Genomic DNA, 21879 nt, shown 5'->3' with positions numbered 1-21879 from the left:
TTCGTCCGTCACCAGGAGGAGAGAGATGACCCGCTACGCCTACCTCGGCCCCGAGGGCACCTTCACCCAGCAGGCGCTGCTGTCGTGGGTGGCCGACGCGGAGCACGAGCAGGTGCCGCTCGGGTCGGTCGACGCGGCCCTCGACGCGCTGCGCTCGGGCGAGGTCGACGCGGCGGTCGTCCCGATCGAAAACTCCGTCGAAGGGGGTGTCTCGGCCACCCTCGACGCCCTCGCCTCGGGTGACCCGCTCGTCATCGTCGGCGAGGTCCTCGTGCCGATCACCTTCGTCGCATGCGCCCGGCCGGGCACCACGCTGGCCGCGGCGCGCGCCATCGGCACCCACAGCCACGCGTGGGCACAGGTCCGCGGATGGGCCGGCAAGGCTGCGCCGCAGGCGATCTACGTCCCGACGCTGTCGACGGCGTCGGCGGCCAAGGACCTGGCCGAGCACCCGGGCGAGGTCGGCTACGACGTCGCGGTGTGCGCGCCGATCGCGGCCGAGCACTTCGGGCTCGAGGTCGTCGGGCACGACATCGGTGACATGACCAATGCGGTGACCCGCTTCGTCGTCGTCTCCCGGCCCGACTGGCTCCCGGCGCCCACCGGACGCGACAAGACGACGGTCGTGCTCTACCAGCGCAGCGACCGCGCGGGCGGGCTGCTCGAGCTGCTCGAGCAGTTCGCCGTCCGCGGGATCAACATGACCCGGCTCGAGTCGCGGCCGACGAAGGAGTCGATGGGCTCCTACTGCTTCTCCATCGACCTCGAGGGGCACGTGCAGGACGAGCGGGTGGGCGCGGCGCTGATGAGCCTGCACCGGGTGTGCGCCGACGTGCGCTTCCTCGGGTCCTACCCGGCCGCCGCCGGCACCCCGATCTCGGTCGACCCGATCACGAGCGACGCGGCCTTCGTCGCCGCGCGGGAGTGGCTCGACCGGCTGCGCCGGCTGGGCGGATGAGGCTCGCGCTGCCGCAGGCGGTGAGCCGGTGCGGGCGGCGGCAGCCGCGCGTCATTGACCCACCTGGTGGAGCAGGAGCGTAGTGCGCTGGCCGGGCTCGGCTCACGTCGCCACCGGCCCCCCCGGCGGCCGTCGGGCCCCGCACCCACTACGCCGCTGCTCCACCAGACGGGTCACACTCACCGCTCCCGCGCCAGCACGCCCTCGCACCAGTCGAGCAGCCGGGTCATCAGCCCGGCCGACTCGGGCAGCCGTGCGTCGGACAGGTACGAGTGCCACATCCCCTCGGCGAGCACGAGGTCCGCGTCGCCACCGGCGGCCCGCCACGCGGTGTGGATCCGGGCAGTGTCCGAGAGGAAGAGGTCTCGCGTGCCGGTCGTGAAGATCGCCGGCGGCAGCGCCTCGCCCGACCAGTCGGCGTGCACCGGTGAGACTCGCGGGTCGCGCAGGTCGGCCCGCCCTGCATAGGCCCGCGCGAAGCGCTCCTGCTGCCCGCGCCAGCGCAGGTAGGCGTCGCGCCCTTCGTTGACGCGATAGGAGTCGCCCTCCCCCGCCAGGTCTCCGAAGGGGGTCAACCCCACCAGCCCGAGCGGCAGCGGCAGGTCCTCACCGGCCGCACGCCGCTGCCGGATCCGTTGCAGCACACCGAGGGCCAGGTTGGCGCCGGCGGAGACGCCACCGAGCAGCACGCGCGGCCCGCGCTCGCGCACCCCGGCCTCGTAGGCGGCCAGGCAGCGCTCGATCGCCACCGGGAAGCGCGCCTCGGGCGCGAGCGGGTACTCGACCGAGACGACCGGGCGCCCGAGCCCGGCCGCGAGCCGCAGCCCGGTCCCGTCACGCGCCGACCCCCAGCAGAAGCCGCCCCCGTGCACCCACAGCACCCACGCCCCCTCAGTTCGCATTGCCCTACGGCACTGCGAACTCGTCAGCACCAGGTCCCCGCGGACATCGCGCTCGACCTCGACCCCCAGGGCAGCGCGATCCGCCTCAAATCCCGCGAGGCGGGCGTCGGCCCCCTTCGTCCGCAGCCAGCGGGTGATCCGGGGCGTGAGCGGCCACCGGTGCACGCGGTTGTCCGCCTCGCCCGCGGCGGTCACAGCCACCGAGCTCACCGTCGGCGGGAACCACGGCTTCACAGGTGCTCGCGCCCGCTGATCCGGGTGTCGACCCAGTGGTTGACCTCGCCCCACCGCGCGTCGAGCCACTCGGCGACCGCGTCGCCGTCGGTCGGCACGTCCTCGCTGCGATAGGTGCGGCCCCGGATGAGCAGCCGGTTGCGGAAGGGCACGGCCCGGATCACCGCGGCCGGCCCCGAGATCATGTCGAGCCCGGTGTGCGAGATGACCATGACGTCGGCGTCGGGCGCGTGCTGACGCATCGACGCCACGCCGCGCGAGCGAGCCTCGAGCACCCACGGCCTCGAGACCGCGGTGGCGAGCCGGTCGGCCTCGCCCGCCGCCTTGAGCCGCCGCAGCTGGTCCTCGTGCCGCTCGCGGGTCCAGTTGCGCCCCTCGGGGAAGATGAGCATCGCGTCCTTGGACGAAAGGGTCGAGGCGAGCGTCGCGACCCCCTTGGTCCGGTCGTCGCCGGCGCCGGAGCGCGAGGGCACGAAGTAGGAGTCGAGCCGCTGCAGCACCATCGCGATGCCCGGGTCCCAGAGCATCGCGTCGGCGAGGACGATCCGCGGGATCCGCCCGGCCGTGCCCGCGAGCAGCCAGGCGATGGCGAGCGAGTCGGCGGGGCCGGCGTGCCGGGAGATGACGACGAGCGGGTGGCCGGGGCGTCCCACGGTCATCTCACCTTCGATCTCGATGTGGAAGCCGACGACCCTCTTGGCCGTGTAGAGCACGTTGTTGAGCGCCCGCTGGATCAGGGCGAGGTGGTCGGCGTCCCACGTCGGGCTCGTACCGCGCGGCGAGCGCAGCCGCAGGTACCAGCACTCGACGACGAGGCCGATGTCCTCCCACATGATGTAGACGGTGAGGAAGAGGCAGCGCAGCAGCGCGAGGTGCCGGTCCCACGGCCACAGCAGCAGCAGGAAGGGCACGAGCACGAGGAAGAGCAGCGACATGACGATGCCGAAGAGCGGGTAGATCGCCTGCAGGACGACCCGCAGCCACAGCGGCGGCGCCGGGAGCGAAGGGAGGGCACTGATCCTCATCGCGTGGTCCCGTCGAGGTAGGCGCTCGTCGCGTCGAAGGCCCGGGACATCCGGTCCTCGACCTTGGCCATGGTGCCCCGGCCGAGCGGCACCGACGTCGTCGGTGCCTTGTCGGTGCCGCTCGGCAGCACGTGCAGGCGCACCGAGTCGGGAACCTCGGCGATCTCCTCGACGAAGCGGTGCCGCCGCGCGATCTCGAAGGCCACCAGACCGACGTCGAGCGGGTTGGTCGGCGCGGAGAGCAGCTGCTCGACCCGGCCGACCTGCAGCACGTGGATCTCGGTGGCGCCCAGGGCGATCGCCCGCCCGACCGGGATCGAGTGGACGAGCCCGCCGTCGTAGTAGTGCGCCCCGTCGATCTCGACCGGCGCGAAGAGACCCGGCACCGCACAGCTCGCGGCGACCGCCGAGGCGATCGGCCCGGCGGTGAACCACCGCGAGGCCGAGCTCTCGATCTCGGCGGCGACGCACTGGAAGGGCACCGGCAGGTCCTCGATGAGGTCGACCCCGAGGTGGCGCTCGACGAGCCCGGGGATCAGCCCGCGTCGCATGACGTGGGTGCCGTGGCGCGCGAAGCGCGCGGCCTGCCGCACCGGGCTCTCGCTCATCTCGCCCGAGCGGACGACGTCGCGCCACAGCTCCTCGAGCCGGGCGACCCCCTCGGCGGTCGGGTCGGCCGCGACGAAGGCACCGTTGACCGAGCCGATGCTGGTGCCGACGACCAGGTCGGGGGTGATGCCCGCGGCGAGGAGCGCGCGCAGCATGCCGACCTGGGTCGCTCCGAGGACACCGCCTCCGCCGAGGACGAAGGCGGTCATGGACATGGGCGTCAGATTACTGGGCGGGGGTGTCGGCCCGCGGATCGGAGCCGTCCTGGGGGATGACGTCGACCCCGACCTTGAGGCTGGAGCCACCCCCTTCGCCGAAGATCACGCCCTTGAGCGGCGAGACGTCGCGGAAGTCGCGCCCCCACCCCGTGACGATGTAGCGCGAGTCGGCGAAGTGGTTGTTGGTCGGGTCGAGGTCGACCCAGTCGCCGTCGGGCGTCATCGCCGCGACCCACGCGTGCGAGGCGTCGGAGCCCTGGAGCTTGACCTTGCCCGGCGCCGGTCGGGTCTCGATGTAGCCCGAGACGTAGCGGCCGGGGATGCCGACGGCGCGCAGGCACCCGGCGGCGAGGTGGGCGAAGTCCTGGCAGACGCCTTCGCGCTGGGCGAGCAGCTCGGGCAGCGTCGTCTTGACGCTCGTCGTGCCCTTGGCATAGCGGAAGTCGCGGTAGATGTCGGCGTAGAGCGCCACGAGAGCCTCGCCGAAGGGCCGGTCCGGCGGCAGGATGCCGGCCGAGTAGGCGACGACCTCGGGGGCGCGATCTCGACGAGCGCGGACGGCAGGAGGTACTGGGCGGCTTCGGCGCGGTCGATGCCCTCACCCCGCCGCGAGCAGCTCGGCGGCCTCGGCGACGGTCCACTGGCCCAGCCGCTCCATGTCGGGGGCCGGCCACTCGATCTCCATGAGGCTGACCTTGTTGACGTCGAGGACCGTGTGCGGCGTGCGCACCTCGTAGAAGCTCGAGTGGTTGCCGAAGTGGTCGACGTGTTCGGTGAGGATGTGCGGCTCCGGCGAGATCTCCACCCGGTGCTCGAGAACCCGCTGCTGCCCGGTCTCCCTGGGGCGCAGCAGCGCCCGGCCGAAGGAGTCGGTGACGTACTCCTCGTAGGTGTAGGTCGTGCGGTGGCGCACCTCGTACTGACGAAGGGTGTGGTGCTCCGGCTTGATCACGGGGACCGTGGGGTCGCCGGTGGCGACCGGCTCGGGAGCCGGCGGCCGCTCGGGGACGGAGGACTCCCCCTTCGGCTTGACGACGTCAGGCGTGGACTCGTCGGCGGGGGGCTGCTCGTCGGCAGGCTGCTCGTCGGTGCTCACCAGGACTCCTCCCCACCGTTCCACTGGACCCACTGGACGTTGCGGCCCGGGGTCTTGCGCTGGAAGTAGGCCCGGTCGATGGACCGGTGCGTTTCGCGCAGGTCGGTGCCGAGCCGGGTCAGGGTGCGCACGAGGGGCGTGCGGTTGTCGGCGAAGAGCGCGTCGAGGTCGAGCCCGGCGATCTGGTCGGCGATGGCCCGCGCCTGCGGCAGCGCGGCCTCGTCGTCGATGAGCTCGAGCCCCTCGACGAGCCGGTCGACCTGGAAGGCGACCGAGCGCGGGTTGGTCCGGTCCCGCAGGAGCAGGTCGAGGGCGGCCTGCAGCGCCGACATCCCGCCGAGGCCCGCGGTGAGCCGACGGCGATAGGTGATGACCGACTCGGCGGCGAGGAGGGCTGCCTCGGTCGTCGTGCCCTCGACGACGGGGGTGCGCTCGACGGCGATGACCGAGGCGAGCAGCCGGATCGTCTGCTGGGCCCGCTCGACGCGCTTGCCGGCGTCGGCGAAGGCCCAGGCCGGGTCGCGGATGAGGGACTCGACGCCGATGCCCGCGAGCGCGAGCAGGCCTTCGATCGTCTCCATGAGCAGCTCCTGCAGGTCGTCCTGGGGGACGGCGTGCTGCAGGGTCCGCTCGAGGCGCGACATGACCAGCCAGGTGTCGAGCGACAGGCTCTCGCGCACGGCCTGGGCGGCGATGACGGCGCGGTGGGTGGCGTAGGCGACCGACCCGACGATCCGCGGGTCGAGCGTCAGCTCGCGCAGGTGCGGCAGCGGGTCCGCCCGGCGCTCCTGCGCCTCCTCGCCGATGAACCCCGGGCGCACGGCCATGACCTCGGTGACCGCCCCGAGGATCGCGAGCATCGCGGCGTGGCCGGTCGTGCCGGGGCGGGCGGCGTGGTCGTCGACGAGGTTGTCGGCGACTCGCAGCAGGCGGGCGGCCGCTTCGGCGCGCTCGGCGTAGCGGCCCATCCAGTAGAGGTCGGCGGCGACACGGGGGGCCGGTGCGGCATAGCCGGCCGCGCTCGTGCCCTCGAGCAGGCTGGAGACGGGGAGGACCTCGCCCTCTGTCCGCGGGGTCTCGCTGTCGACGCGGACCCACACGTCCTTGCTCATCGCGCCGGTGAGGCTCGAGATCTCGCCGGAGTCGGCCCGCACCGAGACGCGGCCGAGGCCGCCGGGCATGACGGCGTAGTCCTCCTCGTCGGCGACGGCGAAGGTGCGCAGCACGACATGGCGCGGCTCGAGGCCGCCGGCGGTGACGACCGGGGCGGTCGACATCGTCAGGGGGTCCTGCGCGGTCCAGCGCCACGGCTCCGCCTGGATGCGCATCGCGAGGTCGTCGCGCTCCTGGGCGCTCAGCTGCCAGCCGAAGATCGAGTTGGTCGCGCCGCTGCGGGAGGCCGGCTTGACGACGAGGCTGCCCAGCTGGGTGACGATGTGGCTCAGGTGGGTCGGGTCGCCGGCCCACCAGGTCTGCGTGGAGGCGAGGAGCAGGTCCTCGCCGAGGACCTGGCGGCAGATCTGCGGCAGATAGGGGATGAGCGCAGGGTTCTCGAGGACGCCCGAGGAGATCGGGTTGACGACCGAGACATTGCCCAGCCGGGCGGCCTCGACGAGGCCGGGCAGGCCGAGGCGCGAGTCGCCGCGCAGGTCGAGCTGGTCAATGGCATCGCCCTCGACGCGGCGCATGATGACGTCGACCGGGGTCAGCCCGGAGGTCGTGCGCATCCAGATCCGCCCGTCGCGGCTGACGAGGTCCTCGGACTCGACGACGGGCACACCGAGCACGGTCGACTGCAGCGCCTCGTCGAACGCCGCGGCGCTCAGGGCACCCGGGGTGAGGATGACGACGCGCGGGACGTCGTCGGTTTGCGGGGCGGCGGCGACGAGCGCCTTCTGCACCTGGAAGAAGAAACCGCGCAGCCGGGCGAGGTCGACCTGGCGGTGCAGGTCGGGCAGGACGCGCGCGATGATCCGACGGTTGGCCATCGCGTAGCCGGCGCCGCTCGGGGCCTGGGTGCGGTCGGCGAAGACGCGCCAGGTGCCGTTGCGGTCCCGGGCGAGGTCCATCGCGGGCATGACGAGCTGGCGAGGGCCGGGCAGCTGGATCCCGTCGGCCTGCGGCAGCCAGCCGTCGTGGCCATAGACCGCCGCCCCGGGGACGATGCCGTCGCGCACCAGTCGCTGCTCGCCGGTGAGGTCGGTGAGCACGGCGTCGAGCAGTGCGGCCCGCTGGCGCACGCCCTGCTCGAGGGTGCTCCACTCGCCGGCGCCGAAGGTCAGCGGTAGCGGGTCGAGCTCCCACTCGCGCGGTTCGGTCGGGATCTGCCGGCCCTCGGCGGCCGCGTCCTCGTCGGGGGTGATGCTCGCGCCGTAGGTGATGCCGTCGTCGGCGACGAAGCGCCGGGCCGCAGCACGGGCCGAGAGCAGCCCTGTCAGGCCGGCCCCGCCGAGCTGGTCGGCGAGCGGCTCGGAGGCCTCACGGACCCCCTCGAGCGTCACGAGCTCGTCGACGCCCTCGCTGCTCGTGACGACCTCGCGGTAGTCGTCGATCAGGCCGGAGGAGGTCTCTGCGCTGGCCGCTGCGGACATGTGGCGACACTAACGCGGTTGGGTGGGCGGGCCCGAACCTCATCCGCCCCACGATTCTCGGGTCACCCGAGAAACTGCCCCTTCGCAAGAGTTTCAAACCCTTGCGGAGGGGCAGTTTGTCTTGCTGAGTTGGCGCGAAGGGGGGTCAGCCCCGGCCGTGCCCCCGCCCCACGGTCGTGTCGACCCACACCAGGCGGTGGTCGCTCGTCGGGAAGGGATAGGTGCCGGTGAGCCGGTACAGCGGGCTGTCGCTCGTGGGCCAGAAGACCCGCGCGTCCCGGATCGGCAAGTCGCTGCTCGGCAGGACGTAGTCGGCGCGGATGTTGCCCGGCGGCTCGGCGAAGTCGGCGGTGTCCTGCGCCGGGTCGCCGACGTGCTCGTCGTTGATCCCACCCTGCTGCTCACTCGCCTCGACGGCGCCGCGGCTCGTCGGGGCCTTCGAGGTGTTGACCCTCGGGTGGTCCAGGAGCTGGTGGATCGCGTTGTCGGTGCTGTCGCCGTCGTCGGGGTCGGCGTTCTGGTCGCCGGCGATGACGAAGCTGGCCCCCCGCGGGAGGCCACCTCGCCTCCCTTCGTCGTCGCGGATCCAGCGCGCGTCATGGCCACCGCTCACGTAGTCGGCCCACAGACGGATCTCGTCGGCATTGCGCCGGCCGTTGCGGTCCTCGGGCCCGTCGAAGGTGGGCGGCGTCGGGTGGCTGGCGAGGAGGTGGACGGTCTGGCGACCGATGCGGATCGGCAGGTCCCAGTGGCTCTTGCTGCTCAGCCGCAGGTCGCGCTGCTCGGCAGGCGAGTAGTAGTCGGTGGGCATGCGGTTGCCGGGCATCGACTGCCACGTCAGCTGCTGGAAGGTGCGCACCTTGCGCGTGTCGATCGGGTACTTGCTGTAGACGACCATCCCGTACTGCCCGGGGAAGAGCCCGAAGCCGTAGGCGTCGTCGCCGCCACCGACGGTCCCGTCGTTGTTGAGGTCGTGGCCGCTCGGCACGCCCGTGTTGCTCGGCGCGATGTAGTGGTACGGGTAGTCCACGGGGTCGGCGCCGCGCTGGCCGACGGCCAGGTAGTTGTCGCGGAAGAGGCGAGCGGCCTTGCGGGAGTAGTCGAACTCGTTGACCAGCACGACGTCGGGGTTGGCCCGCTGGATCGTCTCGGCGACATTGCGCGCCTGCTCGTTGTCCCCGGTCGACAGGTCCTGCTCGAGCTGGCCCTCGGTGGCCCGGTTGAGCGAGGCGTTGAACGTCGCGAAGCGCACCTCCTCGGGTCCGGGGCGGGCGGCGGCCGGCGCGGCCAGGGTCAGGGCGAGGGCAGCGGCCCCCGCGAGCGCGGCGGTCCGGCGGATGCGTGGCGTCATGCGCCCGACGCTAGGGGCGAAGGGAGAACTCCGCCTGACGAGCGCACGAACACTCCCCTCCCCCACGGTGGTCGAGACCCACTCCCACGCTGGTCGAGGTGGCCGAGCGCCAGCGAGGCCCTCGAGACCCCGTGACACCACGCTGGTCTGGGTCCCACGCTCCGTGTGGGCGGTGCGAGGCCGCCCACACGTTGGTCGAGGTGCGAGGCCGCCCACACGTCGCGCACCTGCTCGCCTACACCGGCCACGGCATGCAGGGCCCTGCCTACAGCGCGCTGCTGCACCGCGAGGCGACTTCGACCAACCGCGCGACCGTGCTCTCGCTGGCGTCGATGTGCGCCTTCGGGTCCACCGCCGTCACCATGCCGCTCGCGGGCCTCCTCGCCGACGCGACCTCGACACCCGTGGCCATGGCCGTCTCCGGGGCCTTCGGCCTCGGTGGCGTCTGGTGCCTGCTGCCGGCCCTGCGCGCCGAACGTCGCCGCCCTTCGCTCGCTGAGGCCGCTCCTGCCGGCCGAGCCGAGGTGCCCACGACCGAATAGGCGGACCCGGATACCTCGACCCGCCAGCAGCGGCGCCGCGACCTCACAGGGTGCGCGAGATCAGCTCCTTCATGATCTCGTTGGTCCCGCCATAGATCTTCTGCACGCGCGCGCCGGCGTAGAGCCGCGCGATGGGGTACTCGAGCATGTAGCCGTAGCCACCGAAGAGCTGCAGGCAGCGGTCGATGACCTCGCACTGGACGTCCGTCGTCCAGTACTTCGCCCGCGAGGCGGTGGCGGCGTCGAGCTTGCCGTCGACGTGCAGGGCGACGCAGTGGTCGAGGAAGGTCCGCGCCGCCATGACGTCGGTGGAGACCTCGGCGAGGGTGAATCGCGTGTTCTGGAAGGCGCTGATCGGCTTGCCGAAGGCGGTGCGCTCCTTGGTGTACGCCACCGCGAGGTCCACGGCGAGCTCGGCGGAGGCCACCGCGCCGACGGCGATCGCCAGCCGCTCCTGCGGCAGCTGCATCATCAGCTGGTAGAAGCCCTGCCCCTCCTCCTCACCGAGCAGGTTGGCCACGGGCACCCGCATGTCGGTGAAGGCCAGCTCACGGGTGTCCTGACCGTGCTGGCCGACCTTCTGCAGCACCCGACCGCGCTCGAATCCTTCGAGACCGTCGACCTCGGCCACGATGAGCGAGATCCCTTGTGCCCCTTCGCCGCCGGTGCGCGCGACGACCACGACGAGACCGGCGTGCGAGGAGTTGGTGATGAAGGTCTTCGACCCGTTGATGACGTAGTGGTCGCCCTCGCGCTTGGCGGTCGTCGTGATGTTCTGCAGGTCCGACCCAGTGCCCGGCTCGGTCATCGCGATGGCACCGATGAGCTCGCCGGAGGCCATGCGCGGCAGCCACTTCTGCTTCTGCTCCTCGGACCCGTAGGCGAGCAGGTAGTGGGCGACGATCGAGGAGTGCACGGAGTAGCCGAGCGCGTCGTCGCCGGCCCGCCCCTGCTCCCACATCACGGCCGCCTCGTGGGCGAAGGTGCCGCCCCCGCCGCCGTACTCCTCGGGGATCGAGATGCACAGCAGGCCCGCGGCGCCCGCGGCCAGCCAGGTCTCCTTGTCGACCTGGTGCTGCTCGGCGAAGCGCTCCGCGTGCGGCGTCACCTCCCGCTCGAAGAAGGTGCGGGCGAGGGTGAGCACGTCGGCCACCTCGTCCTGCATCCACGGGGAGACATAGGGCTGGGGCATGAGGATCTCGGGCATCGTTGCCTCTCTCTCACGCTGGCTGAGGTGCAAGGAGCTCTGCGACGAGCCTCGAAGCCAGGCTCTGTCTCGAGGCTCGGCCGCGGGCGGCCTTTGCACCTCGACCAACGTTGGTCGGGGTCGGTCAGCTGGAGCGAAGGGGGGCGAGCGGCACGTCGTGCTCCGCCGCCCAGGTGGCCCACTCGTCGGCCGTGCGGGTGGCGAAGACCTCCGCCAGCCGCTCGCGCGAGAGCTCCTCGGGCGCGATCCCGAGAACCTCGAGCAGGCGGGCGGTGAAGTGCGGCTCGAGCGCCGCGAGCGCGACCGGCCGGTCGGCGGTGTCGTAGACGGCGTAGACCGGCAGGCCTCCGCCGAGCAGGGCACCGGGTGCGGTGAGCCCGTGCAGGAGCGGCCCGGCGATCGCCTGCGACACGTCCGACAGGGCCACCTCGCGGCGTACCCCTTCACCCGTGCGGGACCGGGCCACGAGCGCGGCCGCAGCCTCCGCCGCCGCCCGCTCCGACCCGGCGAGGTCGACGACGAGGGTGGCGGGCATGCCCCCTTCGCCGAGCAGTCCGGTCACGGCCTGGTAGGTGAGGTCGTGACCGGGGGTCTCCGCCTCGTCGCCCGGGTGGCCGACGATGTCGACCTGGCAGACCTGCGGGTGCCGCGCGTGCACGGACTCCCAGTCGAGCCCGAGCCTCCGCAGCGCCGACGGCCGCGAGCTGGTGACGAAGACGTCTGCGGCAGCGAGGAGCTCGTCGACCTCGACCCGACCGGCGTCGGACTTCAGGTCGACCCGGCGCACCTCCTGACCGACGTGCAGCTCGTCGTAGTAGTCCTTGGCGAACTGCTCCACCGGGTCACCGCTCGGGGGCAGGACCGTCACGACGCTCGCCCCCTGCCCGGCCAGCCGCGCGACGGCGGCCGGCCCGGGGAGGTTGATGGCGATCGAGACGACGCGGACGCCGGTCAGGGGCCCGGTCATGTCAGGCCTTGTCGACGAGGGTGCCGGCAGCGACGCGGCCGCGCAGCCACTCCGACGGACGGAAGCGCTCGCCGTAGGTGTCGGCGAGCTCGTCGGCGCGCGCGACGAAGCCGGCCAGGCCGCCCTCGTAGTTCGTCATGAAGGTCGCCGGCCCACCAGTGTGCGGCGGGAAGCCGATGCCGAAGATGCCACCGATGTTGGCCGACTCGGTGTCGGTGAGCACGCCGTCCTCGAAGCAGCCCGCGGTCTCCAGCGCCATGATGAAGAGGTAGCGGTCCTGCAGGTCACGAAGGGGGACCTGCGTCCCCTTCGCGAAGCGCTCGCGCAGCCCGGGCCACAGGACCTTGGGCCCGTCGGCCGGGTAGTCGTACATGCCGGCGCCGGCGGCGCGGCCCTTGCGACCCTCCGCGACCATCGTGTCGATGAGCTCCTCGCCCGGGCCCTTGGGCAGGGTCTTGCCCTCCGCGGCCGCGGCCTTGTCGGCCTCCGCGCGGATGTGCTGGGTGAGGGTCAGCGAGACCTCGTCGAGCATCGCCAGCGGCGGCGCGGGGAAGCCCGCCGTCGTCGCGGCCCGCTCGACGACCATCGGGTCGATGCCCTCGGCAACCGCCACGGCGCCCTCGAGGATCAGCGTGCCGAAGACCCGGCTGGTGTAGAAGCCGCGCCCGTCACCGACGACGACCGGGATCTTGCGGATCTGCTGGACGATGTCGATCGCGCGGGCGGTCGCCTCGTCGGAGGTCTGCTCGCCGCGGATGATCTCGACGAGCTGCATCTTGTCGACCGGCGAGAAGAAGTGCAGGCCGATGAAGTCGGCCGGCCGGCTGGAGAACTCCTGCAGCGAGGTGATCGGCAGGGTCGAGGTGTTGGAGCACAGAAGCGTGTCCGGCCCGACGACTGTTTCGACTTCAGAGAAGACCTGCTTCTTGAGGTCGTAGTCCTCGAAGACCGCCTCGATGACCGCGTCGACACCGGCGAGGTCGTTGACGTCCGCGGTCGGCGTGATGCGGGCGAGCACGGCGTCGGCCTTGGCCTGGTCCATCTTGCCGCGCTCGACACGCTTGGCGAGCAGCTTCTCGGAGTAGCTCTTGCCCTTCTGCGCGCCCTCGATCGAGACGTCCTTGAGGACGACCTCGATGCCCGACATGGCGGCGGAGTAGGCGATGCCGGCGCCCATCATCCCGGCGCCGAGGACCCCGACCTTGCCGACCTGGCGGCGCTCGACGCCCTCGGGGCGCAGCTTGCCGCTGTTGATCGCCTGCAGGTCGAAGAAGAAGGCCTGGATCATCGCGGTCGACTCCGGGCCGGCCGCGAGCTCGGTGATGTAGCGCGACTCGATCCGGCTCGCGGTGTCGAAGTCGACCTGCGAGCCCTCGACGGCCGCGGCGAGGATCGCCCGCGGCGACTTCGTCGGGGCGCCCTTGAGGGTCTTGCGCAGGTTGGCGGGGAAGGCGGGCAGGTTCGCAGCGAACTTCGGGACCGACGGGGTGCCGCCGGGGATCTTGTGGCCCTTGACGTCCCACGGCTTGACGGCCGCGGTCTCGTCGTCGGCGTGCTCGCGGATCCACTGCTTCGCGGCCGGGACGAGCTCCTCGCGGGTGGCGACGAGCTGGTCGATGACCCCCTTCGCGTGGGCCTTGGCCGGGGCGTACTGCTGGCCCTGCAGCAACCAGCCCATGAGCGCCTCCTGGATGCCGAGCATCCGCACGAGGCGGGTGACGCCGCCGCCACCCGGCAGCAGACCGAGGGTGACCTCGGGCAGGCCGAGCTTGACCTTGGGGTCGTCGACGGCGATGCGGTGGTGGGTGGCGAGCGCGAGCTCGAGGCCCCCGCCGAGCGCCGCGCCGTTGATCGCGGCGACGACGGGCTTGCCGAGCTGCTCGAGGCGACGCAGCTGCGACTTGATGCCCTCGATGCCGGCGAAGAACTCACCGGCGGTCTCCTCGGTCACCGACTGCAGGTCGGTGAGGTTGCCGCCGGCGAAGAAGGTCTTCTTGGCGGAGGTCAGCACGACACCGGTGATGTCGTCGCGCTCGGCCTCGAGGCGGTCGACGGTCTCACCCATCGCCGCGATGTAGGTGTCGTTCATCGTGTTGGCGCCCGCACCGGGGTCGTCCATCGTCAGCGTGACGATGCCCTCGTCGTCGCGCTCGTAGCGGATCATGTTCTCGCTCATGGCTTCTCGTGCTTCCTGTCCGTGACGAAGGGGGGTCAGACGCGCTCGACGATCGTGGCGACACCCATGCCGCCGCCGATGCAGAGGGTGGCGATGCCGCGCTCGAGGTCGCGGCGCTCCAGCTCGTCGACGAGGGTGCCGAGGATCATCGCGCCGGTGGCGCCGAGTGGGTGGCCCATGGCGATCGCGCCGCCGTTGACGTTGGTCTGCTCCTCGCTCCAGCCCATGTCGCGCATGAGCTTGAGGGCGACGGCGGCGAAGGCCTCGTTGATCTCGACGAGGTCGATGTCGCTGGCCTTCATGCCGACCCGGTCGAGGGCCTTGCGGCACGACGGGGCGGGGCCGGTGAGCATGATCGTCGGCTCGGAGCCGATGACCGCGGTGGAGACGATGCGGGCGCGGGGGGTCAGGCCCATCTCCTGGCCGACGCGCTCGTTGCCGACGAGCAGCAGCGCGGCGCCGTCGACGATGCCCGAGCTGTTGCCAGCGTGGTGGACGTGGTTGATCGCGTCGACGTGCGGGTACTTCTCGGTCGCGACGAAGTCGAAGCCGCCCTGCTCGCCCATCGCGGCGAAGGAGGGGCGCAGCCCACCGAGCGACTCGGCGGTCGTCCCGGGGCGGATCGTCTCGTCGCGGTCGAGGATCGTGATGCCGCTGGCGTCCTTGACCGGGACGACGCTCTTGTCGAAGTAGCCGCCCTCCCAGGCGGCCGCCGCGCGGGCGTGGGACTGGGCGGCGAAGCGGTCGACCTCGGCGCGGTCGTAGCCCTCGATCGTCGCGATGAGGTCGGCGCTGATGCCCTGCGGCACGAAGTCGGTCTCGAGCGCGGTGCGCGGGTCCATCGCCCACGCTCCGCCGTCGCTGCCCATCGGCACGCGCGACATCGACTCGACGCCACCGGCGATGAGCAGGTCCTCGAAGCCGGAGCGCACCCGCGCCGCGACCTGGTTGACCGCCTCGAGGCCGGAGCCGCAGAAGCGGTTGAGCTGCACGCCCGCCACCGGCTCGGGGTAGCCGGCCTTGAGGGCGGCGATGCGCGGCAGCACCGCGCCCTGGTCGCCGACCGGCGAGACGATGCCCATGACGAGGTCGTCGACCTGGGCGGCGTCGAGGCCGGGGTTGCGCTCCCGGATCGCCTCGAGGAGGCCGACGGTCAGGTCGATCGGCTTGACCTCGTGGAGGGAGCCGGAGGACTTGCCCTTCCCTCGGGGCGTGCGGACGGCGTCGTAGATGATCGCCTGGGGCTGCTCGGGCATGGGCCGGCTCCTTCGCGGGTCACTGCTGGGGTTCGCCTCGCACCCTACGCAGCCGTTGAACACATGTGCAATGGTGGGTCGACTTGTTCACCGTCACACCGAAGGGAGGTCCCCGTGGGTTCACGAGAAGGCGCCGCCGGCGACACCAGCACGCGGATCCGGGACGCGGCACTGGCGCTCTTCGCCGAGCGGGGCGTCGCCGCGACGAGCCTGCGCGAGGTCGCCCGCTCCGCCCGGGTCGCCCCCGGTCTCGTCGGCCACTACTTCGGGAGCAAGGACGGGCTGCAGGAGGCGGTCGAGGACGCGGTCGTCGGGCTCTTCCACGACGCCCTCGGCTCGGTGCCGCTCGACGGACCGGTCGACGAGGTCGTCGCGGGGCGCGATGCCGCGGTCAACGCGATGTTCCGCGCCAACCCGCACGCCGTGGACTACCTGCGACGCGTCGTCGTCACGCCCGGTGCGGGTGACGGGCGGCTGGTGCGCAAGCTCCTCGACGAGCAGATCGTGCAGACCCAGACCCTGCGCGACCACGGCATCGGCGCCAGCCGCACCCCCGTCACCGAGCAGGCGGTCCGGGTGCTCGTCCGCCAGCTCGGCACCTGGCTGCTCCAGCCGGCCCTCGGCCGCCTCTGGGCCCTATCCGGCGCCGAGGGCCCACCCCCCGAGGTCCGCGTCACCCTCCGCTGATCGCGCCTCAGTTATGAGCCGCCTCAGCACTACGCCTGGAGTTCCGTGTGGACCAGATCGCATCCCTCAATGCATTTACAAGAGCCCCTAAGCCCTAAACTCCGCCGCGTAAAGCAGCCTGGGGCCATGCCGCTTCGACCTCGTCAAGCGTGACAATGCGTCGGTGGAGCCCACGCCCCAAACTTGGTCCGGCGAAGAGCAATTGCTCGACAGCGCCGTGGCCCGAATCGTCGGGCATGAGCGTCCGGTACCGGTAGGTCAGATAGGCCGACTCAACCACGACCAGAAGGGGGCGCAATGGATCAGCCGGATAAGGCATATACCGCGACCCGAAGTGAAACTCGATCTTCGGATTTTTGTTGCTCTCAGAGAACACCAATTTCTTACTGACTCGCTCGGCGACTCGACCAGTGGGCGAGATCTTCTCCAAGGTGATTGATCTATCATCACCCGGCTCGAGGTTAAAGAATTGCCGCGAAACCTCTTGATTAAAATGCACCTGCTGCCAGCGCGGCAGGCCATCACCCGCCTTTCCGACCTGTCCGATCAAAGCCACCTCGGTACCTGTAAGAAGGTCGGGAACTCGCTGGTTCACGATGCCTCACCACTCCCGCTCGGGCGTCCGCATGATCTCGTCGTAAGGAAGCGCCGTCTTTCCGGTGGACTTCTTTGCCGGGGGCTTCGCCGCGATGATGATGTACTCGTGCACGTTTTTGAACAATAGGTTGGGGGGGTACGGATAGCTGCCGAAGATAGGACGTTGGCCATTGGCGGACCCCCACTTTCCGCCCGTGCCGTCCTTGTTCCAGATGATCTCGTTAACAAGGACGAAGCCCAGTTCACGCAAAAGGATCACGAGATCGGTCGCTAGGGGGAAAGTGAGCAAGCCATGATCAGTGTGCTGATTCACATTGGCGGTGTTCACACAGAACTTCCGCCCAGGCGCTAGGACGCGAAAGACCTCAGCAAAGGCGGGCCGAAGAGATTCGACGAACTCCAAATACCCATCAATGTTGCCCAGATTCGCTCCACCGTCCCCATAATCGGCCTTGTTCCAATATGGAGGGCTGGTGATGGCCAACCCCACAGACGCGTCAGGTAGGTCGAGTTCGCGGGCGTCTCCCAGGGTAGGGTCGAACAGGTGACTCGCGCCATTCAGAAGCGCCTTCTCCCGCAACATGCGATCGACGTAGACGTTGCTCTGATCGACACACACGCCGCGTCGCTCGAGTTCAGCGGCGACCCGGCCGGTCGTTCCAGTACCACCGAACGGATCGAGCACCGTCTCGTCGACGAAACTGAACATCTTAATCAGGCGGCGCGGAATCTCCGGAGGAAAGACGGCCGGGTGTTCCGCATCAGAAGTATTGGCGATGCTCCACACGGTCTTGGTGTACTCGCGCCACTCCTCTTTCGTAATTGCGCTGGCATCGCGCTGCTCTCGCGAAACATTCAGGCTCACTATCTTTTCCTCCGGATCAAATTACGTCGCTCGGAGTCTGGGTCAACCACAACGAGCTGTTCATGCCACGCGGCCAGTCGAGAGCCGTATGATACACCGAGATACGCCCCCATCTCGACGTCGATCTGGTCCAGCAACTCCGCATAAGGCCATGTCGGATAGGACACCGTAGTTCGACCACGGTTGCTGCTAACTACGGGGTTCTCCAGCGCTGCCTTCCAGAGCCGGTCACCCAGGTCAGCGAGCCGGTCAGTCCGCCCTTCGTCTCCACGGGGAGTCGGCAAACGGCGAAGAAGGGCGTTGGTGACATGAAAGCCGTCACCAATGACATGCCAAAGCCAGAAGGCTAAGCGACTACTCAGAAGAGCGTACGCTGCCGATGCGTCTCGCTCGCTGCTGAACTGAATTATGGAGAACCCGTTCTGAGAGTTGTGCCCATCCGTTACTGCCCGGAGTGGTTCACGCATGAGGCTTAGAAAATTGTAGGCCGTTGGTGCCAAGGCGATAGCAGCTGACTGCTCATGTGTACCGCAACGGGAGGCGCGCTCGAGGGGGACTTGCCGTCGATGCACGTGCCATTTGTCCATGAATCTGCCGTTGGCTTCACAGGCCGCCAAGAGATCCCTTTCCCATTCGAAACCAATCTTTGGAATGGCACCCGGAACTCCGTCTAAACCAGCAATCGACACCACGGGGATGCCGGGGAGTGCCGCTTCCCGCGTCAGACTGGTCCATCGATAAAGGGGACTGGTCCTCAGATCGCTCGGGGCACTCCGGTCCATGTACACGATGGCGTTTCGCGTCTTGATGTCATCCCCGAAGAGTGCGTCCGGCACGCGGTCAAAAGACAAGAATTCGAGCGCGCCACGGTCAGCAGCCAGCCTTTGACGAAGCTCCGGGAACGGCGCCCGAGTCGACGACACCACGGAGAGTGGTAGCACGACTGCCATCGCTCCATCCCCGGACAGAATATTGGCAGCCAGTTCAACGAAGACTGGCGAGATGTCAGCAGAGGCACGTCCTGTGGCGGCGTGCAGGTTAGGCACATGGGACTTGGCGGTGTCTCCCTGAAGTGGTGCGTAGGGAGGGTTTGCGACTACTCGGGCAAAGCCTTCACCTCCCGTCTCGGGAAAGACCTCCGACAGGCGCCAAGGCTCGAATCGCCCGAGCGGGTGCCCGTCGGTTACCCGGACGCTCGGGTGAAGGTCCAACATCGGTTGGGCTGGGGCACTGGCAGTGTCGATGAGTAGAGCATCGCCCGTGACAAGGTTCCGTCGGAAGCGGTGCCATCGCCTCCATGGAGGGCCGGCGTCGGGGTTTCGAACAAGGTCTTCCGCCGTCAGGACGAAGGAGGCCGTCTCGGCGGCGATCGGATCAAGGTCCACCCCATACAGGCGATCGGCCATTCCGGATTGCCCCCCGAGGGCACAAAACGCGGCGCGCAAGAAGACCCCACTACCGTGAGCGGGATCGAGCCAAAGGCCCCCGCCAGCGCTCGACTCATGAGACAGGAGCCGTTCAACCATGAGATTGGCTACATCCCCAGGCGTGTAGTAGACCCCCGAAGCTTTCCGCGACCGGCGCTCCAGAGCGGTGCTCTGCGCAGTCAGAACATCGCGCCGTGTAGCTGCCGGCATCGGGTCGAGGAGGTATGGCAGAAGAGCGCGGAGCTCCACAGGGTCCCCGACCTCAAGGTCGACGTCGATGTCGGGTGCCGTTCCAACCTCCTTTCCACTGCCCCGCCAGAACCAATCGTGGGACGCCGCCAGCCCGTTTCCAAGGCAAGGTGCCTGTACAGACGCGGCCACCAGCCACTCCCCGAGGAGGGCCCAGGCAGAACGACGAGGCAAGTCATCGTCTGGCAGTGTGAAGCCGACTCCGGCTCGGGTCGGCCGGTACAGATCCTCGAACGGAAGGTGTACCCGGGGTTGGACCTCAACAACGGCGGCGCGGATGGCGCGCGCCAGCCGCTCCACACGCGGGACGAGCGGGCGGTTGTGCCCTGGAGAGGACGGCATGACCCAGTCCGGAGGTGTTCGTTGGAGGCTCACGTCGTCAAAGATAGATGCTAGGACCGACATGCTCCGTGTGCCACAGCCGCGCGGGCGATAGGTTGCCGTGGTGACCGATTACGCGATGTTCGCCAACGCGCGGATCTACGCGCATGTTCTAACAGGCATGGTGGCCGCCAGGCCCGGGACCGCTGTCGCCGATGCACTCCGCCGCATGTCGCCCGGAGAGCACATCGTTCCGCTGTATGAGTCGACGCCAGCGCATGGCGAGGACGAGTTGGCGGCGCTCGGCGACCTCGCAGACGACTTATTGCACATCTCGTTAGATGAGTTGCTCACCGCCTACAACGAGATCGCCGGCCAGGTCCCGCACCTGCTGCGCGTAGCGGGTAGCGCCGAGGACCATACTGCGGGCACCGAGTCTCTAGTAGCGGTATCTGTCGAGATCCAGCCACTGCCGAATGAACTGCCGGGGGCCGACTTCCTGCGACTTCGGGCACTGAACGAGACTGTGGCTTCTCAGTTCAAGGGTTCAGCTCCGGCGCGTCCAATCCAAGAGGTTTCGCGTTCCTTGGTCGGCAACGTCCGAGCGGCGGCCGAACCAGATCGAGATGAGAGCACGCTCCTACGAAACTTGAGTCTGGTGGCAGCTCAGAATGTTGGGTTGGCTGCCCAACTCCTCACCGACGCTGGCCGCGCCCCACGCGAAGGTGACCTCGCATTTCTCGTCACACGAGCAACTATGCCAGGGCTCGCCGCAACGGGCGGTGGCGGCAACCTGACCCAGCCCCAACAACCGATCGCACACACTCCAGAGGACATAAAGACGCTACTGCTCGATGCTCAACGCAAAGCGAGCCCTTCTGATCCTTTCAATGCCACACCAGCAATCAGTGCCGCGGACGAACTCCTAGGTCTCTTGAATGCAGATGAGCCCGTAAAGGCAATCGACGATTTCGCGGCGTTCTACAACTTCCGCACGCTCAGCCGAGCAGTCACGCAAGCCATCGATCTAGCAAAACGACCGCTTCCTGCGGATGCCCCCACCGCCGCCGAAATAGAGGCACCTCCCGAGGAAGCGGACGTGGACGCGGCGGCAGCTCTGCAGGGGCTATCGGTCGAGGCTGTGCTTGCCGAACTTCCCGATGGTTTCGCAATTGAACGGACCGTCATTGCAGCCGCCGTGGCCTCACTTCGGGCAGGTAAACACCTACTCTTGGGGGGACCACCGGGTACGGGCAAAACAACCCTTGCGGAGGCGCTGTGCCGGGCAGTTGTGAGCACAAATTTCGACATGACCACGGCTACCGCCGACTGGACAACCTTTGACACGATCGGCGGGTACATTCCCGATGACGGAGGCCTGAAATTTGTGCCAGGTGTGGTGATGCGGTCGCTCCGGACGAATGGTTGGCTGATTATCGATGAGGTGAACCGCGCGGACATCGACAAGGCCTTCGGCCCCCTGTTCACGGTCCTATCCGGCGGAGAGGGGTTGGCTGGGCGGGCGTCTGTGCTTCCATATACGACGCGCGACGGAAAGCCGGTGACCATCGAGTGGTCGTCGACTAGCAACTCGGCGGAGGGAGTCTTTGCGATAACCCCTTCATGGCGACTGATCGGAACGCTAAATGTCTCGGACAAGGCCAGCCTATTCCGTCTATCGTTTGCCTTCCTCCGCCGCTTCGCAGTCATCGATGTACCCCTTCCAGCAGACCACGACTACCGAGCGCTATTCATCCGCTGGTTTGAAGCGCTGGGACGCAAGGATGTGTCAGCCTTCGTCGAACTGGCCATGGCCGCGGTGAGCGGTCCGGTACCGATCGGACCCGCTATCGGGCGTGACTTCGCCCAACTCATCGTCGAAGGGCTGACAGAGACGGCGAGCGGGGAACCCACCTTCTCGAGTGACGAGGAAGCCGTCCTCACCGCCGCCCGTCTGTTGCTGGTGCCCCAGTACGAGGGGCAGCCACTCACATCGGGCGCGAGGCTACTAGAAATCGTCGATGAACTCGTGGCTCCCGAGGGGCAACCCGCACGCTCCGCGTTGGAGGCGGCGCTGCGTGAGGTCGCGTTGACATGAGCCGAATCGACAGCAGCCTAGAACCCGGCCTACGCGCCGCGATGCTGTCGGAAGTACAGCGGTTGCTACCCGCATTTCTGACTGCTGCAAGCATCGAGCGGGATGGGCCGCTCAACGCCGCGGTAGAGCTCCTAGAGCTTCCGGAATCGGATCTTCGGCGCGTCCTGGCTGTCCATATGATGCTGTCCCCGTACGTCCGCGACTTGGTTACAGCGCTCCCCACGGGGATTCGCCGCCCTCTGACTTCTTCCACCCGCCCCCGGGTGGCTGGAAGAGTGGTCACATCCGGAATCGATTGGGCGGCAACCTCCCGTCTCAGGGCCACCTCCAGTCCACTCGGCGACACTTGGGTGACTCGACCAGCGAACCGCATATTCGACATACCCGAGAACCGAGCACTGGCTTGGACACTAAAGACGATCTTTGAACGAGGCCTGACTGCGATAGGTCCGCGGGACGATCACTTTGGTACCTGGGAGGACGAAATCCGGACAATGACCGCG

Annotated in this window: 18 protein-coding genes; 4 read left to right on the top strand and 14 right to left on the bottom strand. The window is 69.1% G+C overall.

What is annotated here, in order from left to right:
• The first annotated feature begins 25 nt into the window (after positions 1-25).
• On the top strand, positions 26-958 hold the full coding sequence (pheA, locus tag H7A72_RS00380; protein ID WP_084450899.1) for a prephenate dehydratase: 933 nt from the start codon (positions 26-28) through the stop codon (positions 956-958).
• Between the two features lie 179 nt (positions 959-1137).
• On the opposite strand, the gene H7A72_RS00375 is transcribed toward pheA, so the two are convergent.
• The 7 genes from H7A72_RS00375 to H7A72_RS00345 form a co-directional block, all read right to left on the bottom strand.
• Positions 1138-2061 carry an alpha/beta hydrolase gene (locus H7A72_RS00375; protein WP_185221251.1) on the bottom strand — a complete coding sequence of 308 codons (924 nt, stop codon included), beginning with the start codon at positions 2059-2061 and terminating at the stop codon, positions 1138-1140.
• Positions 2062-2090: 29 nt separating this feature from the next.
• A complete protein-coding gene (locus tag H7A72_RS00370) occupies positions 2091-3119 on the bottom strand; it encodes a 1-acyl-sn-glycerol-3-phosphate acyltransferase (protein WP_185221250.1) in 1029 nt (342 codons plus the stop codon).
• Positions 3116-3943, bottom strand: a complete 828-nt coding sequence (locus H7A72_RS00365) for a patatin-like phospholipase family protein (RefSeq protein WP_185221249.1) — start codon at positions 3941-3943, stop codon at positions 3116-3118. The genes H7A72_RS00370 and H7A72_RS00365 overlap by 4 nt, the downstream gene beginning before the upstream one ends.
• 10 nt (positions 3944-3953) lie before the next feature.
• A complete protein-coding gene (locus H7A72_RS00360; protein WP_223277935.1) occupies positions 3954-4451 on the bottom strand; it encodes a transglutaminase family protein in 498 nt (165 codons plus the stop codon).
• 93 nt (positions 4452-4544) lie between these two features.
• A complete protein-coding gene (locus H7A72_RS00355) occupies positions 4545-5042 on the bottom strand; it encodes a transglutaminase N-terminal domain-containing protein (protein WP_185221247.1) in 498 nt (165 codons plus the stop codon).
• Entirely contained in the window at positions 5039-7633 is a 2595-nt protein-coding gene (locus tag H7A72_RS00350) for a circularly permuted type 2 ATP-grasp protein (protein ID WP_185221246.1), read from the bottom strand. The genes H7A72_RS00355 and H7A72_RS00350 overlap by 4 nt, the downstream gene beginning before the upstream one ends.
• 145 nt (positions 7634-7778) lie before the next feature.
• On the bottom strand, positions 7779-8984 hold the full coding sequence (locus H7A72_RS00345; protein WP_185221245.1) for an endonuclease/exonuclease/phosphatase family protein: 1206 nt from the start codon (positions 8982-8984) through the stop codon (positions 7779-7781).
• A 200-nt stretch (positions 8985-9184) separates the two neighbouring features.
• Between H7A72_RS00345 and H7A72_RS00340 the strand changes: the two genes are divergently transcribed.
• Complete coding sequence (locus H7A72_RS00340; protein ID WP_185221244.1) at positions 9185-9526, top strand: MFS transporter; 342 nt, start codon at positions 9185-9187, stop codon at positions 9524-9526.
• Between the two features lie 43 nt (positions 9527-9569).
• Here the strand turns inward: H7A72_RS00340 and H7A72_RS00335 are convergent, their stop codons facing one another.
• From H7A72_RS00335 to H7A72_RS00320, 4 genes are all read right to left on the bottom strand, one after another.
• Entirely contained in the window at positions 9570-10733 is a 1164-nt protein-coding gene (locus H7A72_RS00335) for an acyl-CoA dehydrogenase family protein (RefSeq protein WP_223277703.1), read from the bottom strand.
• Positions 10734-10857: 124 nt separating this feature from the next.
• Positions 10858-11700 (bottom strand): CoA transferase, encoded by an 843-nt coding sequence (locus H7A72_RS00330; protein WP_185221243.1) that lies wholly within the window; start codon positions 11698-11700, stop codon positions 10858-10860.
• 1 nt (position 11701) lies between these two features.
• Positions 11702-13876, bottom strand: a complete 2175-nt coding sequence (locus H7A72_RS00325) for a 3-hydroxyacyl-CoA dehydrogenase NAD-binding domain-containing protein (RefSeq protein ID WP_185221242.1) — start codon at positions 13874-13876, stop codon at positions 11702-11704.
• 35 nt (positions 13877-13911) lie between these two features.
• Positions 13912-15132 (bottom strand): acetyl-CoA C-acetyltransferase, encoded by a 1221-nt coding sequence (locus H7A72_RS00320; protein ID WP_185221241.1) that lies wholly within the window; start codon positions 15130-15132, stop codon positions 13912-13914.
• A 114-nt stretch (positions 15133-15246) separates the two neighbouring features.
• Here H7A72_RS00320 and H7A72_RS00315 point away from each other — a divergent pair, with 114 nt between their 5' ends.
• Complete coding sequence (locus H7A72_RS00315) at positions 15247-15819, top strand: TetR/AcrR family transcriptional regulator (RefSeq protein ID WP_185221240.1); 573 nt, start codon at positions 15247-15249, stop codon at positions 15817-15819.
• Positions 15820-15913: 94 nt separating this feature from the next.
• Here the strand turns inward: H7A72_RS00315 and H7A72_RS00310 are convergent, their stop codons facing one another.
• The 3 genes from H7A72_RS00310 to H7A72_RS00300 are packed head-to-tail and all read right to left on the bottom strand — an operon-like array spanning position 15914 to position 19089.
• Positions 15914-16414: a hypothetical protein gene (locus H7A72_RS00310; protein WP_185221239.1), complete on the bottom strand. Its 501-nt coding sequence runs from the start codon at positions 16412-16414 to the stop codon at positions 15914-15916.
• A 6-nt stretch (positions 16415-16420) separates the two neighbouring features.
• Complete coding sequence (locus tag H7A72_RS00305; protein WP_185221238.1) at positions 16421-17281, bottom strand: site-specific DNA-methyltransferase; 861 nt, start codon at positions 17279-17281, stop codon at positions 16421-16423.
• A complete protein-coding gene (locus H7A72_RS00300; RefSeq protein WP_185221237.1) occupies positions 17281-19089 on the bottom strand; it encodes an N-6 DNA methylase in 1809 nt (602 codons plus the stop codon). The genes H7A72_RS00305 and H7A72_RS00300 overlap by 1 nt, the downstream gene beginning before the upstream one ends.
• 313 nt (positions 19090-19402) lie before the next feature.
• Between H7A72_RS00300 and H7A72_RS00295 the strand changes: the two genes are divergently transcribed.
• Positions 19403-21376 (top strand): AAA family ATPase, encoded by a 1974-nt coding sequence (locus tag H7A72_RS00295; protein ID WP_185221236.1) that lies wholly within the window; start codon positions 19403-19405, stop codon positions 21374-21376.
• The last annotated feature ends 503 nt before the right edge of the window (positions 21377-21879 follow it).

The organism is Janibacter sp. YB324, from assembly GCF_014217915.1.
Taxonomy (GTDB): domain Bacteria; phylum Actinomycetota; class Actinomycetes; order Actinomycetales; family Dermatophilaceae; genus Janibacter; species Janibacter indicus.
Note: the sequence above shows the minus strand (reverse complement) of the source record. Positions and strands in the feature narration are given on the sequence as shown.

Excerpts from the sequence above, each read along its gene's own strand:
- H7A72_RS00320 (WP_185221241.1), bottom strand. The coding sequence starts at position 15,132 with ATGCCCGAGCAGCCCCAGGCGATCATCTACGACGCCGTCCGCACGCCC.
- H7A72_RS00335 (WP_223277703.1), bottom strand. The coding sequence starts at position 10,733 with ATGCCCGAGATCCTCATGCCCCAGCCCTATGTCTCCCCGTGGATGCAG.
- pheA (WP_084450899.1), top strand. The coding sequence starts at position 26 with ATGACCCGCTACGCCTACCTCGGCCCCGAGGGCACCTTCACCCAGCAG.
- H7A72_RS00325 (WP_185221242.1), bottom strand. The coding sequence starts at position 13,876 with ATGAGCGAGAACATGATCCGCTACGAGCGCGACGACGAGGGCATCGTC.
- H7A72_RS00330 (WP_185221243.1), bottom strand. The coding sequence starts at position 11,700 with ATGACCGGGCCCCTGACCGGCGTCCGCGTCGTCTCGATCGCCATCAAC.
- H7A72_RS00365 (WP_185221249.1), bottom strand. The coding sequence starts at position 3,943 with ATGTCCATGACCGCCTTCGTCCTCGGCGGAGGCGGTGTCCTCGGAGCG.
- H7A72_RS00370 (WP_185221250.1), bottom strand. The coding sequence starts at position 3,119 with ATGAGGATCAGTGCCCTCCCTTCGCTCCCGGCGCCGCCGCTGTGGCTG.
- H7A72_RS00345 (WP_185221245.1), bottom strand. The coding sequence starts at position 8,984 with ATGACGCCACGCATCCGCCGGACCGCCGCGCTCGCGGGGGCCGCTGCC.
- H7A72_RS00350 (WP_185221246.1), bottom strand. The coding sequence starts at position 7,633 with ATGTCCGCAGCGGCCAGCGCAGAGACCTCCTCCGGCCTGATCGACGAC.